The 26,988-nt window shown below is 68.9% G+C and carries 19 protein-coding genes; 12 read left to right on the top strand and 7 right to left on the bottom strand.

Annotation, left to right across the window (positions count from 1 at the left end):
• Positions 1-8: 8 nt before the first annotated feature.
• The 4 genes from WG898_RS10990 to WG898_RS11005 all read right to left on the bottom strand — a co-directional run bounded on the left by WG898_RS10990 (position 9) and on the right by WG898_RS11005 (position 9,586).
• Positions 9-1,364 (bottom strand): Gfo/Idh/MocA family protein, encoded by a 1,356-nt coding sequence (locus WG898_RS10990; protein ID WP_339602830.1) that lies wholly within the window; start codon positions 1,362-1,364, stop codon positions 9-11.
• Positions 1,365-1,388: 24 nt separating this feature from the next.
• Positions 1,389-3,092, bottom strand: a complete 1,704-nt coding sequence (locus WG898_RS10995) for a DUF3472 domain-containing protein (RefSeq protein ID WP_339602831.1) — start codon at positions 3,090-3,092, stop codon at positions 1,389-1,391.
• Positions 3,093-3,169: 77 nt separating this feature from the next.
• On the bottom strand, positions 3,170-6,127 hold the full coding sequence (locus WG898_RS11000) for a TonB-dependent receptor plug domain-containing protein (protein WP_339602832.1): 2,958 nt from the start codon (positions 6,125-6,127) through the stop codon (positions 3,170-3,172).
• A gap of 69 nt (positions 6,128-6,196) precedes the next feature.
• A complete protein-coding gene (locus WG898_RS11005) occupies positions 6,197-9,586 on the bottom strand; it encodes a TIM-barrel domain-containing protein (protein ID WP_339602833.1) in 3,390 nt (1,129 codons plus the stop codon).
• A gap of 401 nt (positions 9,587-9,987) precedes the next feature.
• On the opposite strand from WG898_RS11005, the gene WG898_RS11010 reads away from it, so the two are divergent.
• The 7 genes from WG898_RS11010 (at position 9,988) to WG898_RS11040 (ending at position 20,113) form a co-directional block, all read left to right on the top strand.
• Positions 9,988-11,187 (top strand): AgaS family sugar isomerase, encoded by a 1,200-nt coding sequence (locus tag WG898_RS11010; protein ID WP_339602834.1) that lies wholly within the window; start codon positions 9,988-9,990, stop codon positions 11,185-11,187.
• Complete coding sequence (locus tag WG898_RS11015; protein ID WP_339602835.1) at positions 11,174-12,115, top strand: ROK family protein; 942 nt, start codon at positions 11,174-11,176, stop codon at positions 12,113-12,115. The genes WG898_RS11010 and WG898_RS11015 overlap by 14 nt, the downstream gene beginning before the upstream one ends.
• 18 nt (positions 12,116-12,133) lie before the next feature.
• Positions 12,134-13,417 carry a D-tagatose-bisphosphate aldolase, class II, non-catalytic subunit gene (locus WG898_RS11020; RefSeq protein ID WP_339602836.1) on the top strand — a complete coding sequence of 428 codons (1,284 nt, stop codon included), beginning with the start codon at positions 12,134-12,136 and terminating at the stop codon, positions 13,415-13,417.
• A 33-nt stretch (positions 13,418-13,450) separates the two neighbouring features.
• Positions 13,451-14,218 carry a DeoR family transcriptional regulator gene (locus WG898_RS11025; RefSeq protein ID WP_339602837.1) on the top strand — a complete coding sequence of 256 codons (768 nt, stop codon included), beginning with the start codon at positions 13,451-13,453 and terminating at the stop codon, positions 14,216-14,218.
• Complete coding sequence (locus WG898_RS11030) at positions 14,218-15,324, top strand: N-acetylglucosamine-6-phosphate deacetylase (RefSeq protein ID WP_339602963.1); 1,107 nt, start codon at positions 14,218-14,220, stop codon at positions 15,322-15,324. Before WG898_RS11025 ends, WG898_RS11030 begins: the two co-directional genes overlap by 1 nt.
• Before the next feature lie 27 nt (positions 15,325-15,351).
• Complete coding sequence (locus WG898_RS11035; protein WP_339602838.1) at positions 15,352-17,151, top strand: MFS transporter; 1,800 nt, start codon at positions 15,352-15,354, stop codon at positions 17,149-17,151.
• 109 nt (positions 17,152-17,260) lie between these two features.
• Positions 17,261-20,113 (top strand): WD40/YVTN/BNR-like repeat-containing protein, encoded by a 2,853-nt coding sequence (locus tag WG898_RS11040; protein WP_339602839.1) that lies wholly within the window; start codon positions 17,261-17,263, stop codon positions 20,111-20,113.
• Positions 20,114-20,129: 16 nt separating this feature from the next.
• Here the strand turns inward: WG898_RS11040 and WG898_RS11045 are convergent, their stop codons facing one another.
• Positions 20,130-21,572, bottom strand: a complete 1,443-nt coding sequence (locus WG898_RS11045) for a S1 family peptidase (RefSeq protein ID WP_339602840.1) — start codon at positions 21,570-21,572, stop codon at positions 20,130-20,132.
• Positions 21,557-22,198: a hypothetical protein gene (locus WG898_RS11050; RefSeq protein ID WP_339602841.1), complete on the bottom strand. Its 642-nt coding sequence runs from the start codon at positions 22,196-22,198 to the stop codon at positions 21,557-21,559. Before WG898_RS11050 ends, WG898_RS11045 begins: the two co-directional genes overlap by 16 nt.
• 113 nt (positions 22,199-22,311) lie before the next feature.
• Here WG898_RS11050 and WG898_RS11055 point away from each other — a divergent pair, with 113 nt between their 5' ends.
• From WG898_RS11055 to WG898_RS11075, 5 genes are all read left to right on the top strand, one after another.
• Positions 22,312-23,052, top strand: a complete 741-nt coding sequence (locus WG898_RS11055; RefSeq protein WP_339602842.1) for a MerR family transcriptional regulator — start codon at positions 22,312-22,314, stop codon at positions 23,050-23,052.
• A complete protein-coding gene (locus WG898_RS11060) occupies positions 23,049-24,317 on the top strand; it encodes an MFS transporter (RefSeq protein WP_339602843.1) in 1,269 nt (422 codons plus the stop codon). Before WG898_RS11055 ends, WG898_RS11060 begins: the two co-directional genes overlap by 4 nt.
• Positions 24,318-24,405: 88 nt before the next feature.
• Entirely contained in the window at positions 24,406-24,612 is a 207-nt protein-coding gene (locus WG898_RS11065; RefSeq protein ID WP_339602844.1) for a hypothetical protein, read from the top strand.
• A 5-nt stretch (positions 24,613-24,617) separates the two neighbouring features.
• Complete coding sequence (locus tag WG898_RS11070) at positions 24,618-25,550, top strand: GNAT family N-acetyltransferase (protein ID WP_339602845.1); 933 nt, start codon at positions 24,618-24,620, stop codon at positions 25,548-25,550.
• Positions 25,551-25,603: 53 nt separating this feature from the next.
• Positions 25,604-26,125: a GNAT family N-acetyltransferase gene (locus WG898_RS11075; RefSeq protein WP_339602846.1), complete on the top strand. Its 522-nt coding sequence runs from the start codon at positions 25,604-25,606 to the stop codon at positions 26,123-26,125.
• 51 nt (positions 26,126-26,176) lie between these two features.
• On the opposite strand, the gene WG898_RS11080 is transcribed toward WG898_RS11075, so the two are convergent.
• Entirely contained in the window at positions 26,177-26,983 is an 807-nt protein-coding gene (locus WG898_RS11080; RefSeq protein ID WP_339602847.1) for a hypothetical protein, read from the bottom strand.
• Positions 26,984-26,988 lie beyond the last annotated feature (5 nt).

Raw genomic sequence — 26,988 nt, forward strand, 5'->3', positions numbered from 1 at the left:
ATGGGCACTCAGTAGCGATCGTCGAACGCAAAGATCGGCTTGCGGCTCTTCCACTGCCCTTCGGTGAAGTCGGGGAAGGCCAGGGTCCTGAAGCCCTCGGCGATGGACTGCTCCGAGAGCGGCGTGATCGCGCTCCAGGCCACCGCGTCGTAGATGTCGATGGGCATGGGGGCGTTCGCCTTGAGCGCCTCGACAAAGGCGTGGACCACGAAGAAGTCCATGCCGCCATGGCCCGCGCCCTCGGCGGTCTTGGCGTACTTCTTCCACAGCGGATGCTCGTAGCGGTCCTGGTAGGCCTGGAAGTCCTCCCATTCATGCGGCTTGCTCTTGCCCTCGATATGGATGCTGTGGTTCACGTCCATCCAGATGCCGTCGGTGCCCTGCACGCGGAAACCCAGCGAGTAGGGGCGTGGCAGCGAGGTGTCGTGCTGCAAGAGGATGGTCTCGCCGTTCTCGCAGGCGAGCGTGGTGGTGACCACATCGCCGAGCTTGTAGCCGAGCTTGGCATTGGGGTGCTCCTTGGCGCCCATCTTCCTGCCCACATAGTCCTGCAGGCCGCGCGCCTTGCTGGCAAAGCTGTTGATATGGGTGAAGCGGTTGCCGCGGTGGATGTTCACCGCCATGGCGCAGGGGCCGATGCCGTGGCTGGGGTAGAGCTCGCCATTGCGCTTGAGGGAATGCTCGGTGCGCCAGCGCGCCTCGCTCCAGCCCTTGGCGCCGAACTCCACACCGCCGCCATAGGGCTTGGCCGGATCGCCGCTATTGAACTTCACCGCGCGCAGATCATGCTGGTAGCCGCCCTGCAGGTGCACGATCTCGCCGAACAGGCCGGCGCGCACCATCTGCAGCACCGCCATCACATCGCGCCGGTAGCAGACGTTCTCCAACAGCATGTAGGGCGTGCCGGTGCGCTGCTGGGTGCGCAGCACATCCCAATGGTCTTGCAGCGTCACGCCGGCCACCACCTCGCAGCCCACCGCGACCTTGGCATTCATGGCGTCGATGGCCATCTGCGCGTGCAGCTCCCAGGGGGTGGCGATGATGACGCCGTCCAGCCCTTTTTGATCGAGCAGCTTGCGGTAGGCGAAGGCATCTCCTGTCTCGCCGTAGGTCTGCGGCCTGGCCTTTTTGTAGCGCTCCACCATCGCCAGTGCGCGGCCCAGCATGATGGGCTCGATATCGCACAGCGCCGCCACCTCGACGTCGTCGCGGCGCAGCAGCTCCTTGAGCAAGACCTGGCCCCGCATGCCGGTGCCGATCAGGCCCAGGCGCAGCTTCTCGCCGCTGGCGCGGGCCAGGGTGGGGAATGCCGCTGCGCCCAGCGCGGCGGAGGAGAGGGCAACGAAATTTCTGCGGTTCAACATGGTCTGATGTCTTGAGGGGATGGTTCAGGGCAGGGCGTTGATCTGCCATTCCTGGGTCGCGCCTTCGCCAGGGGTCCAGGCCAGCACGTTGGCGCCGGCGGCCATGCTGCCGCCCGCGATGTCGAGCGCCAGTCCGCTGCCCACATTGATGAGCGCATAGACCCCAGGCCTGATCTGCACGATGTTCCACTCCTGCGCGGCGCTGCCGTTGGCAGTGTAGATGTCGACATTGCTGCCCACGGCCGTGCCGGCCACCTCCAGTGCCAGGCCGCTGCGCGGATTGATGAGCTTGTAGACGCCGGGCCGCACGAGGCTGATGTCCCATTGCTGGGCCGTGCCGCCATGCAGCGGGTAGGCCTCTACATTGGTGCCGGGGCTGGTGCCGCCGGCCACCACGTCCAGCGCCATGCCGGCACTGCCCAGATTCACCAGGGTGTTCAGGCCCAGGCTGAAGGGCTTGGGCGGCGGCGGCTCTTCCCAGGGCATGGGCACGCTGCGCGGCCCGCCGGGCAGGTTGAGCGGCTGGCCGACGGCCGTGCCGCCGGTGCTGAGCTTGAAGCGGCCGTTCTCGTAGCCGAACTGGTAGTTGCTGCAGATCTCGTTGTGGTCCGGGGTGTAGACCGCCGTGCCCTTGGCCTTCAGCACCTCCACCCATTGGCCGCTGGCGGCGTCTCGGTAGCGCACCTGGCCGTAGCTGGCAGCGCGCAGCTTGTTGTCCAGGCAGTCGTTGCCCTGCTTGCTCCAGTCCTCCACAAAGCCATAGGCGCCGGCCTGGGCCAGCGGTTTGGGCAGGCGCATGGTGGCGAGCTTCTGCCGCAGACCGGTGCCGGTGTCGGTGAAGTACATGCTGTAGTCCTGCTTGCCGCCGGGCGCCGCGGCCAGCTCCAGCTCAAAGCGGTAGGCCCGGTTGACGGCGGGCTTGAAGGGCGATTCGCACTTGATACCGGTACCTTCGCCGCCGAAATTGCTGCAGTTGGAGATGCCCGGGTCGATCACCTCGGGGCTGATGCCGTTCACGTCCCACAGCGAGAACAGCAGCTGGTGCGACTGCACGCCGCCATAGCCGCCGTTGAAGCCGATCACCTCGTAGTAGGTGGTGGGCTCCCAGGTGAGCGGCGTGACCTCGGCGCTGAAGCGGTCCCAGGCCGGGCTGCTCCAGCTGATGTGGATGGAGTTGGCGCGGGTCTGGTGCTTCTTCGCCTCGCCGGTGATGGCGGCGCCGGCGTTGCTGCCATCGGCGCGGCGGATGCTGATGTCCAGCGCCTGCTTGAGCTGGCTGCCTGCGGTCCACCAGGCGCTGGCGCGGCCGTAGGCATCGGTGCGCGGGCTGTCGGGGAACACCCAGCCGCTCTTGAGTTCGCCATCGCGCGGCGTCCAGCGCACCGTGCAGCCGGCCACCGGCTGGCCGTCCAGCGTCACGCGCACCTTCAGCTTGCGCGGCTGGTGGGTCTGGTTGCCGGACTCGATGGCGGGGTCGTAAAGCGTGCTTGAGTAGACCGAGCCGACGCGCGCCACGCCGGCGTCAGGCGTCAGCGCGGTGACGATGCTGCGGGCTGGGCAGTCCGCCGGCTCGGCGCCGGCCAGGGCATTGGCCGACGGTGCCACGGACGGCGCCTGCGCGGGCGCGGCCGGCGGATTCACGGCGGCACCGCCACCGCAGCCGGCCAGCGCCGCGCACAGGCCCGCCAGCGTGGCCAGGCGGGGAGACTTCAGGATCGAAGCGGACATGGGCTCACCTCGCGAAAACATGCGATCAATCAAAGGGGATGAGCCGGCGGCGCGGCGCGCGCCGCCGGCGAGGGCGCTTACTTGAACTTGTAGCTGGCCGACACGCTCACCATGCGGCCGAACAGGTTCAGGCTGTGGTCGTAGCCTTCCCAGCCGTTGGGGTCGTAGTAGGGCTTGTAGTTGAAGAGGTTCTTGATGTTGAGGCCCAGCTTCAGGTCCTTGATCGGTGTCCAGTTGAAGGCCAGGTTGACGGTGTAATGCGCCGGCACGCCGCCGCACAGCTTGGCCGGCAGCTCCACATCGGCGGCGGTGCAGGTCGAGGGGTTGTTGTTTTCCTCGTCGTTCTTGTCATAGGCCCACTTGCTGGCGCCGGTGTAGTTCACGAACAGGCTGGTGACGAAGTCGCGGTAGGCCCAGTCGGCATTGAAGGTGGCGCGCAGCTTGGGTTGGCCGTAGTAGCCCACATAGTTCTGCGAGAAGCCGCCGTCGCCCTCGCCATTGTTGGTGAGGCGGTTCATGATGGTGGCGGCCACACCCAGATTGAGCTTGCCGAGTTCACCCAGCGTGAAGCGGGCATGCGCGTCGATGTCGAAGCCGTCGAGCAGGGTGCGGCCGCGGTTCAGATAACGATTGGACATGCCGGCCAGATTGCCCACCGAGTAGCTCGGCAGCTTGGCAATACCGCTGCAGACCGCGGCATTCGCCGGGTTCGCGCACATCGCCACCACCGCCGCGGCATTGGCGCGGTCAGCGTCCGAGATCGGGTTGCGAATCACATTCGGCGCGCCGACCAGGGCTGGGCCATACTGCTCCACCAGCTTGTCGTAGAGCTCCTGGAAGTCCAGCCGCACGATCTCGTTGCGGCGGTAGGCGAACCAGTAGTCGGCCGAGATGTCGAACTGCTTGCTGGGCTGGTAGACAAAGCCCAGGGTCGAGATCTTGGCCTTCTCGGGCTGCAGGTTCTTGTTGGGCGGGGTCAGGCCGGCGATGGTGGTGCTGCAGTTGCTGTTCTTGAGCGTCTTGCCCAGGTCCTGGTCGGTGGCCAGCGTCGACTTCAGCAGCAAATTGGCGATCGCATTGGTCTCGTCGCAGCGTATGGTGTCCTGCATGCCGCCGCGCTGCGCGTACACGCCGCCCTCGCCGGACTCGGCCAGGTTGGGCGCGCGGAAACCCTCGGAGTAGGTGCCGCGCAGCAGCAGCTCGGGGGTGGCGCGGAACTTCAGCCCGAACTTGGGTGCCAGGTTGGCGCCGAAGTGCGGGTATTTGTCGACGCGCGCGGCGACGTTGGCCTCCAGGTCCTTGGTGATGGGGACGATGGTCTCGGCGAATACCGCGCCTATGGTGCGCTTGCCATCGAACCAGGAGCCGCCCTGCTGGGTGATATGGCCGTTGGCCGCCTCGGCGTTGCCCGGCGTCAGGAAGGACTCGCGCATCAGGTTCACGCCCAGGGCGGTGCGCACCTCGCCGGCCGGCAACTTGTAGACCGCACCCTCCACCTTGGCATCGAAGGCCAGCAGCTTGGTCCAGGACTGGATGTCGAAGGTCGGATAGGCCTCGCGCAAGAGGGCGGCGTTCTTCTCGTTGATGACGCCGAACTCATAGGCCGGCTTGTCGGCGATATAGGTCCGGCCGGTGACCGGATCCTTGGTGAAGGGGCCGAAGGCCTTCTCGAAGCCCACGGTGTTGATGTTGACGGTCTGGAACAGGGTCGAATGGCTGCCGGCCATGCTGAGCGCGGTCTCATAGTCCCAGTTGCCCAGCGAGCCGCGCAGGCCACCCATCACGCGGTAGCTGTTGTCGGTGTTTTCCTGGCCGAAATGGCCCACCGCATCCTGCATCAGATAGCTCAGGCCGGCGGCGCCGCCCATCTTGTCCTTCAGATCGGGGCTGAGCTTGTTGTAGACGTTGTTGGGCCCCAGGAAGGGCGTGACGAAGGTGTTGAGCGTGGTGCCGGTGTTGCGCGAGTACCAGTTGTTGGTGCGGCCGCTGCTGAAAGTGCGCGGGCCGTTTTCGCCGCGCATGTCGATATGGGTGTAGGCGGCCTCGGCAAAGCCTTCCATGCTCGGGCTGATGTTCAGGCGACCCGCCAGGAACAGGGTGGCGCGCTCGGACTTGGGGCCGGTGTCCAGTGCATAGGGCAGGCTGTTCCAGATGCAGCGCGTGCCCGAGGCTTCGGTGACGGTGGTGGTGCAGCCGGGCGCGGCCTGCTGCGAGCGCGCATTGCCCTTGTTCTTGTCGAACACGAACAAGGTGCCGGTGTTGAGCACGCCGGGCTCGGTGCCCGTACCGATGCGGAAGTCGCGGATATAGGTCGGGTTGTTGAGGTAGAACTGCTCGGGACGCTTGTCGTAGGTGTCGGCCTCGGCGATGCGATCGCGCTTGTAGAGGTTGACCGAGGCGTAGAGGTTGAAGCGGTCCTGGTTAAGGTCGCCAAAACCGGCCACCAGGCTGGCCTGGTGCTCGCCATAGCTGCTGACGCGGCTGGACTTGTCGGTGCTGGCGCTCAGCTCCAGGCCCTGGTAGGACTTCTTGGTGATGACGTTGATCACGCCGGCCACGGCGTCGGAGCCATAGATGGCGGAGGCACCGTCGGTGAGGATTTCCATGCGCTCGATGGCCGCGGCCGGAATCGAGTCGATGTTGACGAACTGGGTCTGGAAGCCCTCGGGCGCACCGTAGAAGGAGAGGCGGCGGCCGTTCAAGAGCACCAGGGTGCCGGCGGCGCCCAGGCCGCGTAGATTCGCCTGCGAGGCACCGTCCGAGCCGGTGAACATGGAGCGGAAGTCCTGCTGCGCCGGGCGCGCGGCGGGCAGGTTGTCGAGCACCTGCATGAGGGTGCGGGCGCCCATGTTCTCGATCTGCTTGGAGTCAATCACCTGCACCGGCGAGGCGGTCTCGGCGTTCAGGCGCTTGATGCTGGAGCCGGTGACCTCCACGCGTTCGAGCTTGTCGGCGCCAGCCTCGGTGTCGGCGGCATGGCTCAGGGTGGTCAGGCCGGCGGTGGCCAGCAAGGCAAACAGCTTGGTCGGTTTCATCTCTTCTATCTCCTGGTGGAGGTGGTCAGCGCCACCTTGTTCTGGCAAATCGGACCCTTGGGTCGGGGCTTAGCGGGTGATTCCTAGGCTGGCGTCGGCGGGGCCGAGCAGGGCGGCGTTGGCCCAGTTGCCGCAGCTGGCGGCGGCTGCGCCGGCGCCCAGGCTGCGCAACTGCAGCGTTTGCAGGCCGCGCACATCGAGCTCGGGCTTGACGACGGCCGGGGCCCGCACCGCGCCGCTGCTGTAAAGCAGGCGGCCGTCACCCCAGACCTGGAATTCCATCGCGCCGCCGGCATTGCGGCAGCTGTCGTCGATGCCGACGTCGGCGCGGAAGGTGCTCCATGCGCCCTTGAGCGTGAGCCCCAGGGTGGCGCCGGGGCGCACGCCCAGGCCCTTGCGGAACTGCAGGCCGTTCATGCGCAGCTCGGGCTTGGCGGCGCTGGCCGCGCGGTCCCTGGCCCAGCCCTGGGGCAGGGCGGGCAGATCGGAGAGATAACGCTGCGTCGGCTCGGCGTCGGCCGCGCCACGATGCTCCATCACATGGAACTCCGAGAGAACGATGGGCGGCACCTCGGCCGGCACAAAGGCGTTGTAGGTCTTGGCCTGGGCGGGCGCAGCAGCGGCGGCCGTGACCATGGGGTCCACGGCGCTGGCGGCCTCCTCGGCATCGGGGTTGTGAACGCTCAGCACGCGGAAGCGCAAGAGGCGGCCGGCGGTGGGCTTGAAGCTGATGGCCTGCTTGCCCTCCTTCAACGCCAGGCGGCCGCGCTGCACCGGCTGGCCCCAGTCGCCGTTGTTGTCGGCCAGGTAGACCTCGTAGTCGCGGATCTGGCCGTACTGCCAGTTCTTGTCGTTGCGCGGCGCCAGCTCGATGCCGTCGATCAGGCGGCGCTCGCCCAGGCCCAGCACCCATTCATGCGGCCCCGTCTTCATGGCCTGGTTGCGCGTGCTGCGGAACCAGGTCTCGGGCTTGCCGTCGAAGGCGTTCTCGATCGGGTGGCCGGGCTCCTCGGCCGGGCGGTTCACCACATGCAGACTGTCCACCGGCACCTCGCGGCCCAGCGCGGGGGCGGCGGGGAAGTCGCCGCTCAGGGTCTGCGGCGTGCCGGCGGCGATCAGGACGGCGAACTCGGCGCCCTGGCGGATGTCGCGCTTGGCGGTCTTGATCTTGACGGTGCCCAGGCGGTCCGCCGCGTCGTAGTGCCAGCCCTGTGCGGCGGCTTCGAAGGCGGCGGCATTGGCCAGCTCGGGCAAGACCTGACCCTGCAGCGTCACCGCCTGGGGCCGGGCCTGGGTGTGGACCAGCAGGGCGATGCTGCGCTGGGCCTCCTGGCCGGCATAGCTGCCCTGCACCGCGCCGACGCTGATGTGGGTGTCGCCCGCGGCGCCGGTGCTGGGCGCGCGCATGCTGATGAGCTGCTGGCTGGATTCGCCCTGCTGGTAGCGGCGCGTCAGGCCATCGTCCTCGTAGAGCGTGTAGCTGGACTCGCCATGCGGGTAGAGATCCAGGGTCAGCTGGTCCTTGGGCTTCTCGCCATCGAACAGCGCCTCGGGGTACATGGGCAGGATGGCGCCGGCGCGCACGAACACCGGCAGCTTGTCCAGCGTTACCTGCAGGTCCAGCGTGCGGCCTTGCTGGCCCGCCTGGGCGCGGCGGCCGTCCCAGTAGTCGAACCACAGCCCCTCGGGCAGGTAGATGTCCTTGCGCCAGCCGCCGCTGGCGGCCTGGCTGCGATACACCGGTGCCACCAGCAGCTCGCGGCCCAGCATGAACTGGTATTTGCGCGCTTCAGTGTTGGCGTTCGGATCCTCGGGGTGGTCCCACATCAGGCCGCGCACCAGCGGCGCGCCGCTCGCCTCGGCCTCCTGCGCCAGCCCGTACATATAGGGCATCAGGCGCATCTTCAGCTTCAGGTACTTGCGGTTGATGCTGCGGTAGGGCTCCTCGTAGGCCCAGGGGTGCTTGCGCGCTTGCTCGGCCCAGCCGCTCATGCCCATCAGCACCGGGGTGAAGCTCTTCCACTGCAGGTCGCGCGTGTAGGTCTCGGGGCTGCCGCCGAAGATCGCGTCCACATCGCCGGTGGCATAGGCCTGGCCCGAGAGGCCAGAGCCGATCAGGGTGGGGATGTGCCAGCGGATGTAGTCCCAGCTGCTGCTCTGATCGCCGGTCCAGGTGACGGCATAGCGCTGCGTGCCGGCCCAGCCCATCACGGTCCAGAGGAAGGGCCGCGCGTCGGAGTTGTCCAGGATGCCCTGGTAGGCGGCCTGGTTGGCGTCCAGCGAGAACTGGTAGCCCTGGCCGGTCCAGGCCACGTCGAGCTTTTGCGCGCGCGTGCCGGCGGTGCCGACCTCCCACTTGATCTTGTCGACGCCGTTCTCGGTCCACAGCCCGGTCTTGAAGCCGTACTTGGCCAGGCCCTGCACCACTTGCGGCAGCTCGGTGTAGCCGCAGCCATAGCCGTCGTTGGGCAGGATCCAGCCGCCGGGCATGTCGTGCTCGCGGTATTTCCTGGCCACCGACTCGATCACGTCGGGGGTCTTGCCGGTCGGGCCGTCGCTCCAGCCCTTGGGCACGGTGCCGGGCTTCTTGATGTTGTCGCCGTCGTTGTAGCAGTCGGCGTCGCCGTACTCATAGGCCCAGCGCGGCAGCAGGCGCGCGCGGCCGGTGAGGGCGGTGTAGCCGGCCAGCACCTCGCGGATGCTTTTTCCCACGAAGTAATAGCTGTCGAAGCGCCCCTCCTGGTGTGCCAGCGTGATCTGCTCGGGCTGGCGCAGGTCGTAGCTGCCATCGGCCCAGCTGTGGCGCAGCATGCCCCAGCCGCGCGAGCTCATCAGAAAGGGCGCAGGGCTGGGGCGGTCGCCTTCCTCCCAGCCGCCGGAGTAGGAAATCTCCAGCTGGCGGCCCTTGAACTCGAAGGCGCCGTTCTGCTGGCCGCCGCCGTAGAAGCGCTCGGCCTTGTCGCTCGCCAGGGTCTGCACGCTGAGCTTGTCGGCCAGGTCCAGGCTCTGGGTTTCCTGCCACAGCGGCGTGCGGTTGTCGGCGCGGTAGAGGGCCAGGCGCAGCGGCTTTTTGTAGATGCGCAGCGCTAACTCGCTGGTGCGCAGCAGATGGTGGTCGCCCGCGTCGCTGAGCTGGTGCGCCACCGCGCCGCCGGCCGGCTGCGCGATGACGATGGGCGCGGCCTTGTTGCCGGGCTCGCTCAGGGGCTTGCCGCGGGCGGCGGCCTGGATGCGCAAGAGGTCGGCGCGCAGCAGGCTGATGCGCAGCAGGGCCTGGGTGTCGGTGCGCAGTTCCCATTGCGCGGAGCTGCCGTCGCCCTGCGGGCTCAAGGCCTTGAGCTCGCGCAGCTGACCCAGCGGCGCGGCGCCGGCCGCGGCGCCAGCCAGCAGCGCGGCCAGGGCCAGGCCGGCCTTGATGGGGGGGCGGTGTCGAGGCTGCTTCCTCGTCTTGCTGCTCATGCTGCGTCCGTTCATGCTGTGTTCGCCTTGAGGCCGTTGAACTTTCCAGTCCATGGGCCGATGTTCAAACTCTAGGTTTCGAAACGAAAGTCGTCAACGAATGGAAAGCTGTACAAGGCCCTATATCGGTCTAATCGGTGTAAACCACTATGACTGACCGCGTATTTGTCTTTCGAAGTGCCTTGGGAACTCGGTAATTACTTTCGATGTGTTGCCAAACCATGGCACAACCACCCCATCAAGACCCGTATTCAGGCCTTTGCAAACCCGATTCAGCACTTGTTCGAGCCAAACAACTTTCGTTTTGCTTTCTTTTGTTTGACATGACGAAAGCTGCGCGTTATCGTCCGGCCCAGACTCTGACCCCTGCAATGAACGTCACATCACAAGCCTCTCTTCTCTTGCATCAGCGCACTCCGGACGACTGGCGGGCCCTGGGCGGCCTGGACACCGCGCAGGAAATCGCGCAACAGCCCGCGGTGTGGCGCGCGCTCGCGGCCGGGCTGTGCGCCGGCCAGGCCGAGATCGAGGCCTTTCTGGGCGACTGGCTGGCCAGGCCCGAGCATCTGGTGATACTCACCGGCGCCGGCAGCTCGGCCTATGTGGGCGAGATCGCGGCCGACGGCCTCAACGCCGCCTGGCCCGCCGAGGTGCGCGCCATCGCCAGCACCAGCCTCCTGAGCCATCCCGAGCTGTATCTGCGGCCCGAGCGGCCGACCCTGCTGGTGTCGTTTGCGCGCAGCGGCAACAGCCCGGAGAGCCTGGCCACGGTGGAACTGCTGCGCAGCCGCCTGCGCGCGCCTTGCCTGTTCCTGAACATCAGCTGCAATGCCGAGGGCAGCCTGGTGCGCCACAACGCCGGCCGGCCCGACACCCTGAACCTCTTGATGCCGGCCGCCAGTTGCGACCGCGGCTTTGCCATGACCAGCAGCTTCAGCAGCATGCTGCTGGCGGCGCTCGCGGTGTTGGCAGCGCCCGGCAGCGCCTGGCCGGATCGCCTGGCGCGCCTGGAGCAGCTGGCCGTGCAGGGCGAGCAGGCCCTGCAGGCCTGGGCGCCCAGCCTGTCGAGCCTGGGCGAGCAGGCCTTCGAGCGCATCGTGTACCTGGGCAGCGGGCCGCTGGAAGCCCTGGCCAAGGAGGCCGCGCTCAAGGTGCTGGAGCTGAGCAGCGGGCGCAGCCTGGCCCTGGCCAACACGCCGCTGGGTTTTCGCCATGGCCCCAAGTCGGCACTGAACGCCGCCAGCCTGGTGGTGGTGTTCCGCAGCGCTGGCGCGCTGGCGCGTAGCTACGAGCAGGACCTGCTGGACGAGCTGCGGCGCGACGGCGTGGCCGGGCGCATCGTCACGGTGGGGCCCGCGGACTCGGCCAGCGCCGGCGCCGACGACGCCTGGAGCCTGCCGGCCGGCGCATTGGCCGAGCTTGCCGCGCAGGGCGACGCCTGGCTCGCGCCGCTATGGCTCCTGATGGCGCAGCAGTTCGCGCTGCACCAGTCGGCCCGCCTGGGCCTGACCCCCGACAACCCCTTTCCCGACGGCACCGTCAACCGCGTGGTGCAGGGCGTCACCATCCACCATTCTCATCATCATCATGCCGAGCACTGAAGCAGCCCAGGCCTGCTGCGGCATCGACATCGGCGGCAGCAAGATCGAGCTGGTCGCCTATGCGGTGCAGGGTCAGGTCTTGACCGAACGGCACCGCCGCCGCATCGCCACGCCCGGGCAGGACTTCGACGCCTTCTGCCAGGCCATCAAGGCGATGGTGCTGGAGGCCGACGGCGTGCTGGGCGAACCTTGCCGCGTGGGCCTGGGTCTGCCCGGCGTGATCGACGCGGCCAGCGGCTGCCACCTCAGCTCGAATGTGCCGGCCCTCAACGGCCAGCGCGTAGTGCCCGCCATGCAGGCCCTGCTGCAGCGCCCGGTGCGCATCGGCAACGACTGCCAATGCTTCGCGCTCTCCGAGGCCCGGGGCGGCGCGGCCGATGGTTTACCGAGCATGTTCGGCGTCATTTTGGGGACCGGCGCCGGCGGCGGCTACTGCGCCAACGGCCGCCTGCTGGCGGGCTACAACGGCATGGCCGGCGAATGGGGGCATCAGAGCCTGCCGGCCCATCTGCTGGAGCGCCACCGCCTGCCCTTGCTGGACTGCCCCTGCGGCCTGCGCGGCTGCCTGGAGCGCTATGTCTCGGGCTCGGGCCTGGAAGCGCTGTACCGGCATCTGGGCGGCGAGCCGCTGGACACGGCGCAGGTCGCGGCGCGTGCGGCCGCCGGCGAGGCGCGGGCGCGTCGCTGCCTGGAGATCCACCTGGATGTGCTGGCCCATGGCCTGGCGCAGCTGATGCTGGGCCTGGACCCGCATGCCTTCGTACTCGGGGGCGGCCTGTCCAAGCTGGCCCATCTCTACACCGAACTGCCTGCCGCGATGGCACGCCATCTTTTCAAGGGCGTGCGCGTGCCGCCCATCCTGCCGCCGCATTTCGGCGACGCCGGCGGCGCACGCGGCGCGGCCCTGCTGGCGCTGCAGGCGCGTTGATTGAGTAATTGAATCACCATGTCCCAGCTACTTGAGATCCTCCGGACCCACCAGCAGGGCAAGGCCCTGGGCCTCACCAGTGTCTGCTGCAGCCACGCCTGGGTGCTGCGCGCCGCCATCCAGGTGGCGCTGGCGCACGGCACGCCGCTGCTGGTGGAGGCCACCTCCAACCAGGTGGACCAGTTCGGCGGCTACACCGGCATGACGCCCGCGCAATTCGCCAGCTATGTGCATGGCCTGGCCGCGGCGGCGGGCCTGCCGGCCGAGCGCCTGATCCTGGGGGGCGACCATCTGGGCCCGAACGCCTGGCAGGGCCTGCCGGCGGCCGCGGCGATGGACCATGCCGAGACCCTGATCCACGCCTATGTGAGCGCGGGCTTTCAGAAAATCCATCTCGATTGCAGCATGGCCTGCGCGGACGATGCGCCGCGCCTGTCGGACGCGCTGGTGGCCGAGCGCTCGGCGCGGCTGGCGCGCGTGGCCGAGGCCGCCGCGGCCGAGGCCGGCCGGCCCGCGCCGGTCTATGTGATAGGCACCGAGGTGCCGGTGCCGGGCGGCGAGGCCTCGCTGGGCGGCGGCGTGGCCGTGACCGCCCCGGCGGCCGCCGAGCAAACCCTGCAAGTGCATGCCCAGGCCTTTGCCGCGCAGGGCCTGCAGGCGGCCTGGGAACGCGTGATCGCGATGGTGGTGCAGCCGGGCGTGGATTTCGACCACAGCCGGGTGCAGCACTACGAGCCCGCCGCCGCGGCCGAGCTCTCGGCCCTGCTGCGCCGGCAGACGCTGCGCCCCGGCCTGGTGTTCGAGGCCCACAGCACCGACTACCAGACCGAGGCCGCGTTGAGTGCCCTGGTGCGCGACCATTTCGCCATCCTCAAGGTCGGCCCGGCGGCCACGTTTGCGTTGCGCGAGGCCTTGTTCGCGCTCTCGCACATCGAGGCCGAGCTGCTGGGCGCCGAGCACCGCGCCGGCCTGCCAGCGGTGCTGGAGGCCGCCATGCTGGCCGAGCCCAGGCATTGGCAGAAGCACTATGGCGGCACGCCGGAGCAACAGCGCCTGCTGCGCCGCTATGCCTTCAGCGACCGCTGCCGTTACTACTGGGGCGAGCCCAGCGTGCAGGCCGCCGTGGATCGCCTGATCGCGAATCTGGATGCCATCGAGTTGCCGCTGCCGCTGCTGAGCCAGTTCCTGCCCGAGCAGGCGGTGGCGGTGCTCGAAGGGCGGCTGGCGCCGCGCGCCCAGGCACTCGCCGAGCACAAGGTGGCCGGCGTGCTGGCCGGCTATGCACGCGCCTGCGGCGGCTAAGCTCCCGACCTTTCATTCAAATTGCGCACCACCATGAGAAACACCAGCGAACGTCGCGAACGCATCCTGCAGATGCTGGTCAAGCAGGGCAGCGTGCAGGTCTCGGACCTGGTGCCCCTGCTGGGCGTCTCGGCCGTCACCATCCGCTCCGACCTCGCCACCCTGGAGGCCCAGGGCCTGGTGACGCGCAGCTATGGCGGCGCCGCACTGATGCGCCAGCCGCCGCCCGAGCAGACCATCCGCCAGAAGGACGCCCTCAACGCGGCGCTGAAGGAACGCATCGGCGCCTGCGCGGCGCAGCTGGTGCAGCAGGGCGACAACATCATCATCGACTCGGGCTCCACCACCGTGCCGCTGGCGCGCCATATCCGCGCACTCAAGCAGGTCACGGTGATGACCAACGGCCTCAACATCGCCTGGGAGCTGGCCGATGCCGAAGGGCTGGAGCTGATGCTCACCGGCGGCCGCCTGCGCAAGGAGTCGCTCTCGATCCAGGGCGCGCAGGCCGAGGCCTGCCTGGGCGCCTACAGCTTCGACAAGCTCTTTCTCGGCGTGGACGGGCTGGACCTGCAGTTCGGCCTCACCACCCACCACGAGGCCGAGGCCAGCCTCAACCACAAGATGGTGGAGCGCGCCAAAAAGGTCATCGTGCTGAGCGATGCCTCCAAGTTCGGCCGCGTCAGCCTGCACCGCATCGTGCAGCTGGACCGGGTGCATACCGTCATCACCGATGCCGGCATCAGCGCCGAGTACCGCGAGGGGCTGCAGCGCCTGGGCATCGAAGTCATCGTCGCCGAATGATGATGAAGAAGCTCCACGGGCAGATCCTCACCCCGCAGGGCTGGCTGCCGGGGCGGCTCAGCTTTGATGAGCGGCTGCGGGCGATTGAAGAAGAGCGCTCGGCGCCCCAGCGCTACATCCTGCCCGGCTTCATCGACCTGCATGTGCATGGCGGCGGCGGGGTGGATGTGATGCAGGGCGGCGACGCGGCGCTGAAGCTGGCGCGCCTGCATGCGCGCCATGGCACCACGGCCCTGCTGGCCACCACCATGACGGCGCATCTGCCGCAGATCGAACGCGCGCTGACGGGCGTGGCGGCGGCGATGGCGGCGCAGGACCAAGCTGACACGCAGGCCGCCCGCATCCTGGGCGTGCACCTGGAAGGCCCGTTCCTGAACCACCGGCGCCTGGGCGCGCAGCCGCCGCTGGTGCTGGAGGCCACGCTGGAGGGCGTGCAGCGCCTGCATGCGCTGGCTCCCATCAAGGTGCTGACCCTGGCCACCGAGGTGGGGCAACACCTGGCCCTGATCCCGCAGCTGGTGGCGCTGGGCCTGCGCGTGCAGATCGGGCACAGCGCCGGCAGCTATGAAGACGGCGTGGCTGCGCTGGGCGCCGGCGCCAGCGGCTTCACCCATCTGTTCAACGGCATGACCGGGCTCAACCATTACCAGCCCGGCATGGTGGGCGCGGCGCTGGCCCATGCCGAGTTCGCCGAGCTGATTCCTGACCTGGAACATGTGCACCCGGGCGCGCTGCGTGCCGCGCTGCGCGCCATTCCGCGCGCCTATGGCATCACCGACGCCACCGCGGCCACCGGCATGCCCGACGGCGAGTACGAGCTTGGCCCGCAGCGGGTGATGAAGTGCATGGGCTGCGTGCGCCTGCTGGACGGCAGCTCGCTGGCCGGCAGCGCCCTCACCATGGACCAGGCGCTGCGCAACCTCGTCGCCATCGGTCTGCCGCTGGCCGAGGCCTCGCAACGCCTCTCGCAATACCCGGCCGAGTTCCTCGGCCTGGCCGAGCGCGGCCGCCTCGCGCCCGGCGCCTGGGCCGATGTGCTGGTGCTGGACGAACAGCTGCGCCTGCTCGAGGTCTATGTGCAGGGCCAGGCGATCCCGCTTTCCTGAACGACAACAAGCCGCAAGAGACAAACCATGACCGACGCCACCGCCTCGCGGGCCCAGCCCGCCGCCGCATCGCCCGCCTGGGCGATGCGCTTCATGCTCTTCATTGCCGGCATGGGCGGCCTGCTCTACGGCATCGACATTGGCATCATTGCCGGCGCCTTGCCCTATCTGGAGTCCACCGCCTCGCTGGCCTGGAAGCTCAGCACCCAGCAGCTCGGCTTCATCGTCGCCGCGGTGCTGCTGGGCAGCGTGCTGTCCTCGCTGTTCGCGGGTGCGCTGGCGGACCTCGTCGGCCGCAAGGCTGCGATGCTGCTGGCGGGTGCGCTGTTCACGCTCAGCATCCCGGTGATCGCGCTGGCCGAGGGCTACACGCCGCTGCTGCTGGGCCGGCTGCTGCAAGGCATCAGCGGCGGGCTGATCGGCGTGGTGGTGCCGCTCTACCTGGCCGAATGCCTGGGCGCCGACAACCGCGGCCGCGGCACCGCGATGTTCCAGCTGCTGCTCACCATCGGCCTGGTGGTGGCGGCGCTGATCGGGCTCTACCAGGCGCGCACGGTGGAGGCGGTGACGGCGGCGGCCGGCAGTACGGCCGAGGCGGTGTTTGCCGCCAAGGACCAGGCCTGGCGCAGCATCTTCTGGGCCTGCCTGACGCCCGGCCTGATCTTCACCCTGGGCGGTCTGCTGCTGAACGAATCGCCGCGCTGGCTGGTGCGCCAGGGTCGCGTGGCCGCGGCGCGCGCCGCGCTGCTGCGCAGCCGCGATGCCGCCCAGGCCGAGCTGGAGCTGCGCGAGATGCAGCAGGCCGCGCCCGCGGCCGGCACGGGTGCGAGCGCGAGTGCGCAGGACCCGCTGCTGAGCCGCCGCTACCTGCTGCCCTTTTTCCTCGCCTGCCTGGTGCTGGCCTGCACCCAGGCCACCGGCATCAACTCCATGCTGGCCTACGCGGTCAACATCCTCAACCAGGCCGGCCTGCCCGGCGCGGTGGCCAATGGCGCCGATGTGGCGATCAAGCTGGTGAACGCGCTGATGACGGTGGTGGCGGTGCTGTTGGTGGACCGCAAGGGCCGCAAATTCCTGCTCATGCTGGGCAGCGGCGGCATCATGCTCTCGCTCTTGGGCGCGGCCCTGCTGTTCCAGAGCGCCGAGAGCGGGCGCCGCGATGGCCGCGAGGCGGTGCAGGCGCTGGTGCACAACGATGCGCTCGAGCTGCGCCTGGACGCTGCGCTGCTGCAGACCCTGGGTGCGCCGGCGGCCGGCGGCGAGGCGCAACAACTGACCCTGTCCTACGCCTATGGTGCCTTCAGCAATGTGCAGACGCGCCGCAGCGACGAGCCCGGCCTGCCGCCCATCCGCATCAGCCGCGCCGACACGGTGCAGGCAGATGGCGTGATCGGAAGCTTCTTCCGCCGCCTGCACCTGAACCCCTTTGCCGACCCGGCCGATGCCGAGGGCGCGCCGCTGCGCATTGCCCAGGCCAGCATCGGCCCGGTGCCCAGCGCTACGCATGGCTGGTGGGTGGCGGCCTGCATCTTTGCCTTCGTGGCCTTCTTCGCCGTCGGCCCGGGCGTGTGCGTGTGGCTGGCGCTTTCCGAGCTGATGCCCACGCGCATACGCTCCAACGGCATGAGCATCGCGCTGCTCATCAACCAGTTCGTCTCCACCGTGATCGCCGCCGTGTTCCTGCCCACCGTGGGCCAGCATGGCTATGCGGCGATGTTCTATTTCTGGGCCGGCTGCACCCTGGTGTACTTCCTCACCGCCGCCTTCCTGCTGCCCGAGACCAAGGGCAAGACGCTGGAAGAGATCGAGGCGGCGTTCCGGCGCTGAGCCGGCGCGCTCGGCGCGTGAAACCTGTTTTGGCTTCAGTTGCTGTTTGACACCTTGCCGGCGCAGGCGTCTCATCGCGCGGTTCGCGGTGCAGCAAGGAGACATGCAGATGAAGCGCATTCACACTCTCGCAGCCCTGAGCGCCCTGGTGCTGACAGGCCTAGGTCACGCAGCCCCGGCGTCCGAGCCGTCCAACGAGTCCAAGGCCGAGCCCGCCAGGTTCGACGAGGCGGTGCAGGCCGGCAAGGCCGAGGCCGCCAAGCTCGGCAAGCCCAAGGGCGGCAAGCCCGGCGGCCTGCGCGAACACCTGGTCAAGCTCAAGCAGGCGCTGCCCCCCAGTTCCACCGAAGGTCCGGCCGCCGCCGGTGATGCCGGCTTCTTGCAGCGCGCCTATCCCGACGACGACATCCCGCTCGCCCGCATCGAGGCGGCGCGCAATGCTGCCAAGGCGCTGGCGGGGCGCAACTTCCCGAGCGGCAAGGGACGGCCCGGCATGTTCGTGAGCGTGGGCCCGCAGGAGGCCTTGTTCCCGCGCTCGCCCTACCGTTCCTCGCTCAGCTATATCCCGACCGACTATGTGGCCGCCGGCCGCACGGTGGCGCTGGCCATCGATCCGAACTGCAGCCAGGGCCAATGCCGGCTCTGGGCAGCCCCCGCGGGCGGCGGCATCTGGCGCACCAAGAATGCGCTGGACGGCCAGCCGCATTGGCAATACCTGAGCGGCCCCTTCGGCATCAACGCGGTCGGCTCGATCACGCTGGACCCGAACGACGCCAGCGGCAACACCTTGTGGGTGGGCACCGGTGAGGCGAACGGCTGCGGCAGCGGCTGCATCGCCGGGGTGGGCATCTACAAGTCCACCGACGGTGGCGACAGCTGGACCGGCCCGCTGGGCGCTTCGTCCTTCAACGCGCGCGCGGTCGGCTCGATCGCCGTCAAGCCGGGTGACCCGTTGACCATCTACGCCGCCTCGGTGCGCGCCGGCCGCGGTGCCTCCTCGGTGGCCACCGGCGGCGTGGTGACCCTGGTGCCCGGCGCACCGCAATGGGGGCTGTACAAGTCGAGCGACGGCGGTGCCAGCTGGACCTATCTGCACAACGGCTCGGCATCTGCGGCCGATTGCCCGGCCATCCCGCTGCCCGCCCAGGCGGGCAATGGCACTGTCTGCTCGCCGCGCGGCGTGCGCCAGGTCGAGCTGGATCCGGTGGATCCAAACACCGTCTATGCGGCCTCCTTCGGCCGCGGCGTGTGGCGCTCCAGCGATGGCGGTGCCAGCTGGGTGCAGATCAAGCCCTCCTTGAATGCGGCGCAGAACACCACACGGCCGATGCTGGCGGTGAACCGGTTGGCCAACGGCAACACCCGCCTGTACGTGGCCGAGGGCAATGTCGGCGCACCCTACGCCCGCCTGTTCCGCAGCGACGACGCGCGCAGCGCCGCGCCGGTGTTCAGCGACATGACAAGCAACAACCCCGCCAACCCCGGCTATGGCTCCTACAACTTCTGCAGCGGCCAATGCTGGTACGACAACTTCGTGGTCTCGCCGGCGGGCTATCCGGACATCGTCTACCTGGGCGGCTCCTATGCCTATGGCGAAACCGGCGGCATCTCCAACGGCCGTGGCGTGGTGCTGTCGACCGATGGCGGCGTGTCCTTCACCGACATGACCATGGACGGCAGCGACCCCGTCAACCCCAACGGCCTGCACCCCGACCAGCATTACCTGGTGGTGCAGCCCGGCAACCCCTACCGCTTCTTCGAGGCCTCGGACGGCGGCATCGTGCGCTCCAGCGGCCTGTTCGCCGACGTGTCGGTATGGTGCGATGCGCGCGGCCTGGGTGGCGCAAGCCTGGCGCGCTGCAAGCAGCTGCTGTCGCGCGTGCCCTCCAAGCTGGAGAGCATGAACAAGGGCCTGTCCACCTTGCAGTTCCAGAGCCTGTCGGTGAGCCCGCACAACGTCAACATCGTGCAGGGCGGCACGCAGGACAACGGCACCTGGCAATCGAGCGGCAACCCGGTGCGCTGGATCAACACCATGATCGGCGATGGCGGGCAGTCGGGCTTCGATGTGGCCGACCCGCAGTTCCGCTTCCACACCTTCTACGACGCCTCGCCCGACGTGAACTTCAGCGGCGGCGAGATGGGCGACTGGAACTGGATCGGCGATCCGATCTACGGCACCGGCGGCCAGTTCTACGTGCCCATCATCTCCGACCCCAAGGTCAGCAAGACCATGTTTGCCGGCGCGGCCAATGTCTGGCGCACCAAGACCTGGGGCATGGGCACCATGACGCTGGCCGAGTTCCGTGGCCATTGCAATGAGTGGCGCGGCGACTTTGCGGTGCAGTGCGGCGACTGGCAGCCCATCGCGGCGCCCAGCCTCAATTCGCCGGCACGCGGCGACCGTGCCGGCGGGGCGATGGCGGCGGTGGAGCGCACCGCCTCCGACAGCTCGACTGCCTGGGCGGCCACCACCACCGGGCGGGTCTTCATCTCCAAGAACGTCGACGCCGAACCGGCCGGCGCGGTCGCCTGGACGCGCCTGGACGCGCTGGCAGCGAATGACCCGAACCGCTTCGTCAGCGGCATCCACATCGATCCGGCCAACCCGAATCGGGCCTGCATTTCCTACAGCGGCTTCAGCGCTTCGACGCCGGCCACGCCGGGCCATGTGTTCGAGGTCACTTACAACCCGGTGGCCGGCACGGCCAGCTGGGTGGACCGCAGCCATGACCTGGGCGACATCCCGGTCACCGATGTGGCGCGCGACGATCTCAACGGCGACCTCTACATCGCCAGCGATTTCGGCGTCTTCCGCCTCGCCGCCGGCAGCAGCAGCTGGACCGCCGCTGCGCCTGGCATGCCTAACGTGGAAGTGGCCGGCCTCACCATCATCCCGGCGGCACGCAAGCTGTATGTGGCCACCCACGGCCTGGGCGCCTGGTTGCTGAACCTGCCCTGAGCGGGCGCCTGCGTCATCAGAACTGCGCCTGCGGGAAGCTGGAGAACTGCACGCCCAGCACCATCTGGGCCCACAGCGCCCGCTGGCGCATCAGCAGCGGGCAGCGGCCGTCGCGCAGGCCCTGGGCGCAGGCCATTTCGAAGTTGGCGGTGGGCATGCTGCTGTCCATGTTCACCGCCGCCACCGCCAGCAGGCTGCGGCCGTTGGTGGCCAGGGTCTCGAAGAAGTACTGCTGTGGCATGGGCATGCCGTTGAACAGCAGATTGCGGAAGATGGCCTTGCGGTGCACGGTCACGCCGTAGCGCGTCATCGGCTGCAGATAGCTCCATTGCGGATCGTTCAGCAGCTGCACGCCCGGCCCCGGCTGCGTCAGCGCGAGCTCGAATTCGCTTGCCAGCAGCTGGGCCTCGGCCGGCTGCTGCAAGGCCTTGAGCTGCAGGCGCATGCTCATGCGCGCGTCGCCGGTGTCGACGCTGATCCAGTCGCCCTGGGCGCTCAGGCGCGCGCCCTCGGGCAGCACCACGGTCGCGCCGGTGCGCTGCTCCTGGTAGACGTCGTAGCGGAACTGGTTGGGCTTGAACATCTGGAACAACTGGCTCAGTTGTGCCAGCCCCAGCTGATCGTCGGCGCTGCCGGCCAGCTGCGCGTAGCTGCGGCTGCGCAGCTTGGTCAGGCCGAACTCGCCCATGCGCTGGGTGGGCGCGACGCTCGCCTGCGAGTCGGCCGAGAACAGCGCCGCCACGCGCGCAGCACCCGGCGTGCGGGTCACGCTGGACTGCGCCAAACGCTGCAATTGCGCGGCCGGGATGCCCCAGCAGATGCCCACCGCCCCGTCCTCCAGGCCACCGTCCGCGATGCCCACCAAGAGGCCCTGCGCATCGAGCAGCGGCGCGCCCGAGAGGCCGGGCACCAGATTGCCCTCCAGATTGAGGATCTCGCCGCTGATGCTGGGATAGTCGGTGAACTGGGCCAGCAATTTGGGCGGCAGGATGCTGCGCAGCTGGGTGCCGCCAAAGCGCAGCCTGAGCTCGGTATTGCTGTAGCCGGCGATATTGAGCGGAAATCCCAGGGCATCGAGCGGCTGCCGCACCGCCGCCGCCTTGGGGCTGAGCGCGAGCGGCTTGCGTGGCTGCGGGTTCTGCAGGCGCAGCAGCACCAGGTCGGCCTCCTTGAGCACGCGCTCCACCAGGGCCGCCGTGCTGGCCTGGATGCGGCCATCCGGGCCCACGTAATGCGCGCTGATGCGCTGTTTGCCATCCACCACATGCAGGGCCGTCACCGCATGCTGGCCGTCCTGCCAGATGAAGCCGCTGGCGGCCTGCGCGTCGGCCTCGATCTTGACGATGGATTCGGCGGCGCGCGCCAGCGCCTCGCTGCCCTGGGCGCTGGCCGGCCCCCAAGCCGACGACAGGCCAGCCAGCGCCAGCAGGGCATTCAGGATCTTCAGGGCTTGGCGCACACCGCCTCCAGCACCGCCTTGAGCAGGTCCATGCGTGCGGCCTCGTCGCCGGCCTGGTTGCTGATGGCCTGGGCCACGCGCGCCAGCGCGGGCTCGTCCATCGCGCGGTAGGCGGCCACGGTGGCGGCCAGGTCCTTGAAACGCTCGGGGTTGAGGCGCTCGCAGCGTTCGGCTTGGGCGGCGAACAGCAGGCTCTTGCCGGGCATGGCGTTGGACGCCGACGCGGGCGCGGGCACGGGGCTGTCGTCCAGCTTGTGCAGCACCACGATGCGGCGCGCCTCGGCGGCGCTGAAGCCCAGCGCGGTGAGTTCGTCCACCTGCGCCCGCAGGCTGCGCGGCGCCGGCGAGAGCAGGTCGTGGGTGCGCACATAGAGGCCGCTCAGCAGTCCAACGATGCACAGCAGGCTGAACACCGCCGCGCGCCAATGGCTGGCCCTGCGCTGTGCCGGGCCGGGGGCTTCGGTGGCGGCGTCTGCCTTGCCCGGCAGGCGCAGGCCGATCAACGAGGCCAGCAGGGCGGCCAGCGCGCCCACCACCACGCCCACCACCGGCGAGGCCGACAGCCCCAGCAAGAGTCCCAGCAGCAGGCCGGTGCCCGCGCCCGCAAACAGTTCAGCCAGCAGCATGACCTGACCCCCTTCATGGCCTCACCCAGGGTGACGGGGCCATGGTGCCTCAAGCCCGGTACGACAACAAGGTGCTTGACCCTCACCCAACGTGAGGCTCGATGATGCGAGCCATGGAATACACCGTCGGCGAACTCGCCAAGCGTGCCGGGCTCACCGTGCGCGCCCTGCATCACTATGAAAAGCTCGGCCTGCTGCTGCCCTCGGGGCGCAGCGAGGCCGGCTACCGGCTCTACAACGAGGCCGATGTGCAGCGCCTGCACCGCGTGCTGGCGCTGCGGCATTCGGGCCTGGCGCTCAAGGACATCGCAGCGCTGCTGCAGCAGGAGAACCCGCCGCTGCGCGAGGTGCTGGAGCGCCAGATCGCCGAGGTGGAGCTGCAGCTGCAGCGCCAGCAGCGCCTGCTCAAGGCGCTCAAGACGGTGGCGGCGCGGGCGCATGCGAGCGAGCAGGGCGAGGGCGGGCTCAGCGAACACCTGCTCACGGTGATGAGCCTGATGCGGCTGTTCGAGCAGTACTTCAGCGAGCAAGAGCTGCAGGCGCTGTCCAAGCGCCGCGCCGCGATGGGCGAGGCAAGGGTGCGCGATATTGAGCTGGCCTGGCACAACTTGATCCGCGAGGTGCAGGCCAGCATGGACGCCGGCGTACCCGCCGCGAGCCCGGCGGTGCTGGACCTGGCACTGCGCTGGCGCGCGCTGGCCCAGCAGTTCGTCGGCGAGCAGGGCCAACTCCGGGCCAAGGTGCAGGCCATGTATGAAAAGGAAGCAGGCCTGCAGCGCGAGACCGGCGTCACGCCGGCAATGATTGCCTATCTGCGCCAGGCCATCGCCTCGCAAGACGAGAAGAACCCATGACAACGACCCGACACAAGCTCTTTGCCAACGCCAACTTCCGCTGGCTGCTGGGCGGCGGCCTGCTCTCCATGCTGGGCGATCAGTTCACCCTCATCGCCTTGCCCTGGCTGGTGCTGCAGCTCAGCGGCGACGCCCTGGTGCTGGGCACGGTGCTGGCGGTGATGGGCGTGCCGCGTGCCGTCTTCATCCTGGTGGGCGGCGCCATCGTCGACCGCTACTCGCCGCAGCGCGTGCTGCTGCTCACCAAGCTGATCAACGGCGCCCTGGTGGGCCTGCTGGCCCTGCTGGTGTGGAGCGCCACGCTGCAGCTGTGGATGGTCTATGGCCTGGCGCTGGGCATAGGCTTGGCCACCGCCTTCAGCTATCCGGCCGGCAGCTCCATCCTGCCCCAGGCCCTGCCGGCCGAGGCCTTGCAGGCCGCCAACGGCACGCTGATGGCGCTGCGCCAGCTGAGCGTGCTGCTGGGGCCGGCACTGGCCGGTGGCTTGATCATGCTGCTGGCCGAGCCGGGCGCGCAGCAGCACATCAAGGATGCACGCGGCCTGGCGCTGGCCTTCGGCTTCGATGCGCTGAGCTTTGTCATCTCGGCCTGGACGCTGGCCCAGGTGAGGCTGCAGGCCCAGGCAAGACCTGGCACCGGCTCGGTGCTGGCGGCGATTGCCGAGGCGCTGCGCTTTTGCTGGCGCGACGTCGAACTGCGCACCCTGTGCCTGTACTTTGCCGCCATCGGCTTCTTCGTGGGCGGCCCCATCCAAGTGGCCCTGCCGGTGCTGGCGCAGACGCAGTTGGCCGGCGGCGCCGGCTCGCTGGGCCTGCTGCTGGCCGGCCATGGCGCGGGCGCGCTGCTGGGCATGGCGCTCTCGGGCCTGTTCAAGGGCAAACGCCTGGGCACGCTGGGCGGCACGGTGCTGGCGATCGACGCCCTGGCGGGCCTGGCCTTTCTGCCCTTTGGCCATATCCACGCCACCTGGCAAGGCCTGGCCCTGCTGCTGCCGCTGGGCGCCATGGGCGGCTTCGTGCAGGTGGCCGTCTACAGCTGGATGCAGCAGCGCATCCCGCCGGCCATGCTGGGCCGCGCCATGAGCCTGTTCATGTTCATCTTCATGGGCATCACGCCGCTGGCCGCGGCGGCGGCCGGCGCGGCGCTCCAACTGCTGGGCCTGGCGGCGCTGTTCAGCGCCAGCGGCCTGGCCCTGCTGCTGATCGTGGCCCTGGGCCTGGCCTGCACGCCGATGCGGCGCATCCAGGACGCCCAGCCGGCATGACCGAAGCCGGGGCTGGCGCGCGTGACGAACGGGCCCAGGCGGCGTCAGCTGCTATCTTGTGGCCTCCTGCCGCCAGCGCCCGCAACTCATGACACAAGCACAAACCATCATCGCCGCCCTGATCCTGCTGGCCCTGTCGGGCTGCAGCGCCGTGGGAGAGATTGCCTACGACAACAAGATCGGCCGTGAAAAAGACGCCTGTCAGCAGCTCGCCGACAGCGGCGCCTACCGCGCCTGCATGGAGCGGGTGCGTGCGGTGGAGCGCGAAGCCGCGCGGGTCAGGAAGGAACAGTGAGCGGCATGGCTGAATTCCTGCCCATCGATACCGAACGCCTGCGCCTGCGCCGCCTGCAGCCCGCCGATCTGGCCCGCTTCAGCGGCTACCGCGCCGACCCCGAGCTGGCGCGCTACCAGGGCTGGAGCGCGATGAGCACCGAGCAGGCCCGGGCCTTCATCGCGGAGATGGCGGTGGCGCCGGCTTGGGTGGAGGGTGCCTGGCTGCAGATCGCGATTGCGCGGCGTGCCGACGACGGTCTGCTGGGTGATATCGGCCTGTGCCTGCATGCCGGCGGCGAGGCCGAGATCGGCTTCACCCTGAGCCGCGAGGCGCAGGGCCAGGGCCTGGCCGGCGAAGCCTTGCGGGCCCTGATCGCGCAGCTGTTCAAGCGTGCCGGGCTGCGGCGCGTCGTCGGCATCACCGATGCGCGCAACCACGCATCCATGCGGCTGCTGGAACGCCTGGGGATGCGCTTGCTCGCCAGCGAGCAGACCCTGTTCAAGGGCGAGCCCTGCACCGAGCTGCGCTATGCCTTGGAGGCGCCGGCGGCCTGCGCGGGCGCTTGCTATTGCGGCGCGGTGAGCCTGCGCAGCGCCTCGCCGCCCAAGGGTGTGATTCATTGCCACTGCGGCCAATGCCGCCGGCTCAGCGGCGCGGCCTTCACGACCTGGGTGAGCCTGGCGCGCGAGGATGTGGTGCTTGATGGTCGCGAGAACCTGGCCCAGTTCGAGCCCACGCCCAACGGGCGCCGTCACTTCTGCCGGCACTGTGGCAGCCATGTCTGCACCGAAGACCGGCGCATGCCCGGCATCCTGGGCGTGCCTGCCGGCCTGTTCCAGGGTGAACTGGGCGCTGCGCCGACGGCGCACTATTTTGCGGACCACCGGGCGGCCTGGCACGAGATCGGTGACGCGCTGCCGCGCTTTGGCGGCGAGACTGGTCTTGAGAAGATCTGAGCGCTTGCCAGACCATTTCTATGCCCCGAACCTCAGATACGGCCGAGCACCGCATGCATATCCGCCCCTACCCAGCAGCAGGGCACAAGTTGGCGTCACTTCGCGCGCTGACCCCGGATGAATACGGTTGCGTATGCGCATGGGCCATTGCCGAGCAATGGTCGGGGCTGAGAAAGGGCAGTGTGCTGCGCAGCGAGGAGTTTTCGGACATCCTCGGCCTGCCCGGGCATAGCAGCTTTGCCATGAGCGAGGGCGAGGATGCCCCGGTCATTGGCTTTGGGCAGATTTGGCAGTCCCCCAATGGGAGAAGCAATCTGGTTCGCATCCTGATTGATCCTGGCCTGCGCGGCAGAGGCCACGGAAAACAGCTGTGCGCGCTGTTGCTCGCCAAGGCTTTGGCGCTTGCCACCGACCGTGAGGTCTATTTGCGTGTGCGCAGCGACAATTTGCCGGCAATTGCCGTCTATCGCTCGCTTGGTTTTCGCGACTTGGAGGCCGAGAGCCATCCCCATGTCCTTGTCATGGTGCTTGTGGCCCCGGCTTGTGTGGCGGGGACCGTGCCAATTCTTGAATGAAAGGCTGCAGGCCTTGGAACGCCGGCCCTGTGCCGGCCCTGTGCCGGCCCATTAGGCTGCCGCCAGCGCCAGGATTTGCGCCTTGATGCAGGCGTCCAGCAGCGCGCCGCGCCGCTCCAGCGCGGCCAGCAGCGCGATGGCCGCCGCCGGCGTGGCGGCATAACCTGGCATCAGTGCGGGCAGCTCCTGCGCCAGCCCGGGCTGGCGGCGCTCCAGCCGGCGCTCGCGGTTGAAGGGGTCGGCCGGCACGTCGAGGTCTGCATGCCCGTTGGTTTGGGCACGCAAGGCATCGAGCTCGATCAGCCGGTCGAGCGCGTGGCCTTGCACAAAGCGTGCGGCCGAGAGTTTTTCCCCGCGCTGCCAGCGCTGCAGGCCGACGAACAGGCAGCTAAGCGCCTCGCCAACGATCCAGCGTTCGTCCGGCAGGCGCGCGGCGGGCATGGGCAGGCTCGGATGCGCCAACGCGGGGTCGAGCGCTTCGCTGCGCCAGACCCATTGCCCGCTGGCGTAGGGGATATGCGCCAGCTCATGCGCTTCGAACACCGCGAATTCGCAGAACACCCCGTCGGCCATCAAGGCCTTGTGGCCGTCCGCGGTGTTCTGGAAATGCCAGGCCAGCGGATGGGCCGCGGCCAGCCAGTCGAGCCGCTCGATATAGCGCGCCTTGTGGCCGGGCGCGACGATGGCGAAGAAGTCCAGGTCCGAATAGGCATCCAGGCGGCCGCGCTCCAGCCCCACCGAGCCCAGGCCCAGCAGGCCCAGCGCCGCGCCGCTGTCGCGCAGCGCAGCGGCAATGGCCTCCAGCCGCGCCAGCAGCAAGGCGGGGGTGATGCTGCTGCGTTCGTTCAGTTCGGGCATGCTGT

The organism is Paucibacter soli (genome assembly GCF_037482845.1).
GTDB lineage: Bacteria > Pseudomonadota > Gammaproteobacteria > Burkholderiales > Burkholderiaceae_C > Paucibacter_B > Paucibacter_B soli.

What these genes read in the sequence shown, in the direction of transcription:
- WG898_RS10990 (WP_339602830.1), bottom strand. Translation starts at nt 1,364, where the DNA reads ATGTTGAACCGCAGAAATTTCGTTGCCCTCTCCTCCGCCGCGCTGGGC.
- WG898_RS10995 (WP_339602831.1), bottom strand. Translation starts at nt 3,092, where the DNA reads ATGTCCGCTTCGATCCTGAAGTCTCCCCGCCTGGCCACGCTGGCGGGC.
- WG898_RS11000 (WP_339602832.1), bottom strand. Translation starts at nt 6,127, where the DNA reads ATGAAACCGACCAAGCTGTTTGCCTTGCTGGCCACCGCCGGCCTGACC.
- WG898_RS11005 (WP_339602833.1), bottom strand. Translation starts at nt 9,586, where the DNA reads ATGAGCAGCAAGACGAGGAAGCAGCCTCGACACCGCCCCCCCATCAAG.
- WG898_RS11015 (WP_339602835.1), top strand. Translation starts at nt 11,174, where the DNA reads ATGCCGAGCACTGAAGCAGCCCAGGCCTGCTGCGGCATCGACATCGGC.
- WG898_RS11020 (WP_339602836.1), top strand. Translation starts at nt 12,134, where the DNA reads ATGTCCCAGCTACTTGAGATCCTCCGGACCCACCAGCAGGGCAAGGCC.
- WG898_RS11025 (WP_339602837.1), top strand. Translation starts at nt 13,451, where the DNA reads ATGAGAAACACCAGCGAACGTCGCGAACGCATCCTGCAGATGCTGGTC.
- WG898_RS11030 (WP_339602963.1), top strand. Translation starts at nt 14,218, where the DNA reads ATGATGAAGAAGCTCCACGGGCAGATCCTCACCCCGCAGGGCTGGCTG.
- WG898_RS11035 (WP_339602838.1), top strand. Translation starts at nt 15,352, where the DNA reads ATGACCGACGCCACCGCCTCGCGGGCCCAGCCCGCCGCCGCATCGCCC.
- WG898_RS11040 (WP_339602839.1), top strand. Translation starts at nt 17,261, where the DNA reads ATGAAGCGCATTCACACTCTCGCAGCCCTGAGCGCCCTGGTGCTGACA.
- WG898_RS11050 (WP_339602841.1), bottom strand. Translation starts at nt 22,198, where the DNA reads ATGCTGCTGGCTGAACTGTTTGCGGGCGCGGGCACCGGCCTGCTGCTG.
- WG898_RS11055 (WP_339602842.1), top strand. Translation starts at nt 22,312, where the DNA reads ATGGAATACACCGTCGGCGAACTCGCCAAGCGTGCCGGGCTCACCGTG.
- WG898_RS11060 (WP_339602843.1), top strand. Translation starts at nt 23,049, where the DNA reads ATGACAACGACCCGACACAAGCTCTTTGCCAACGCCAACTTCCGCTGG.
- WG898_RS11065 (WP_339602844.1), top strand. Translation starts at nt 24,406, where the DNA reads ATGACACAAGCACAAACCATCATCGCCGCCCTGATCCTGCTGGCCCTG.
- WG898_RS11070 (WP_339602845.1), top strand. Translation starts at nt 24,618, where the DNA reads ATGGCTGAATTCCTGCCCATCGATACCGAACGCCTGCGCCTGCGCCGC.
- WG898_RS11075 (WP_339602846.1), top strand. Translation starts at nt 25,604, where the DNA reads ATGCATATCCGCCCCTACCCAGCAGCAGGGCACAAGTTGGCGTCACTT.
- WG898_RS11080 (WP_339602847.1), bottom strand. Translation starts at nt 26,983, where the DNA reads ATGCCCGAACTGAACGAACGCAGCAGCATCACCCCCGCCTTGCTGCTG.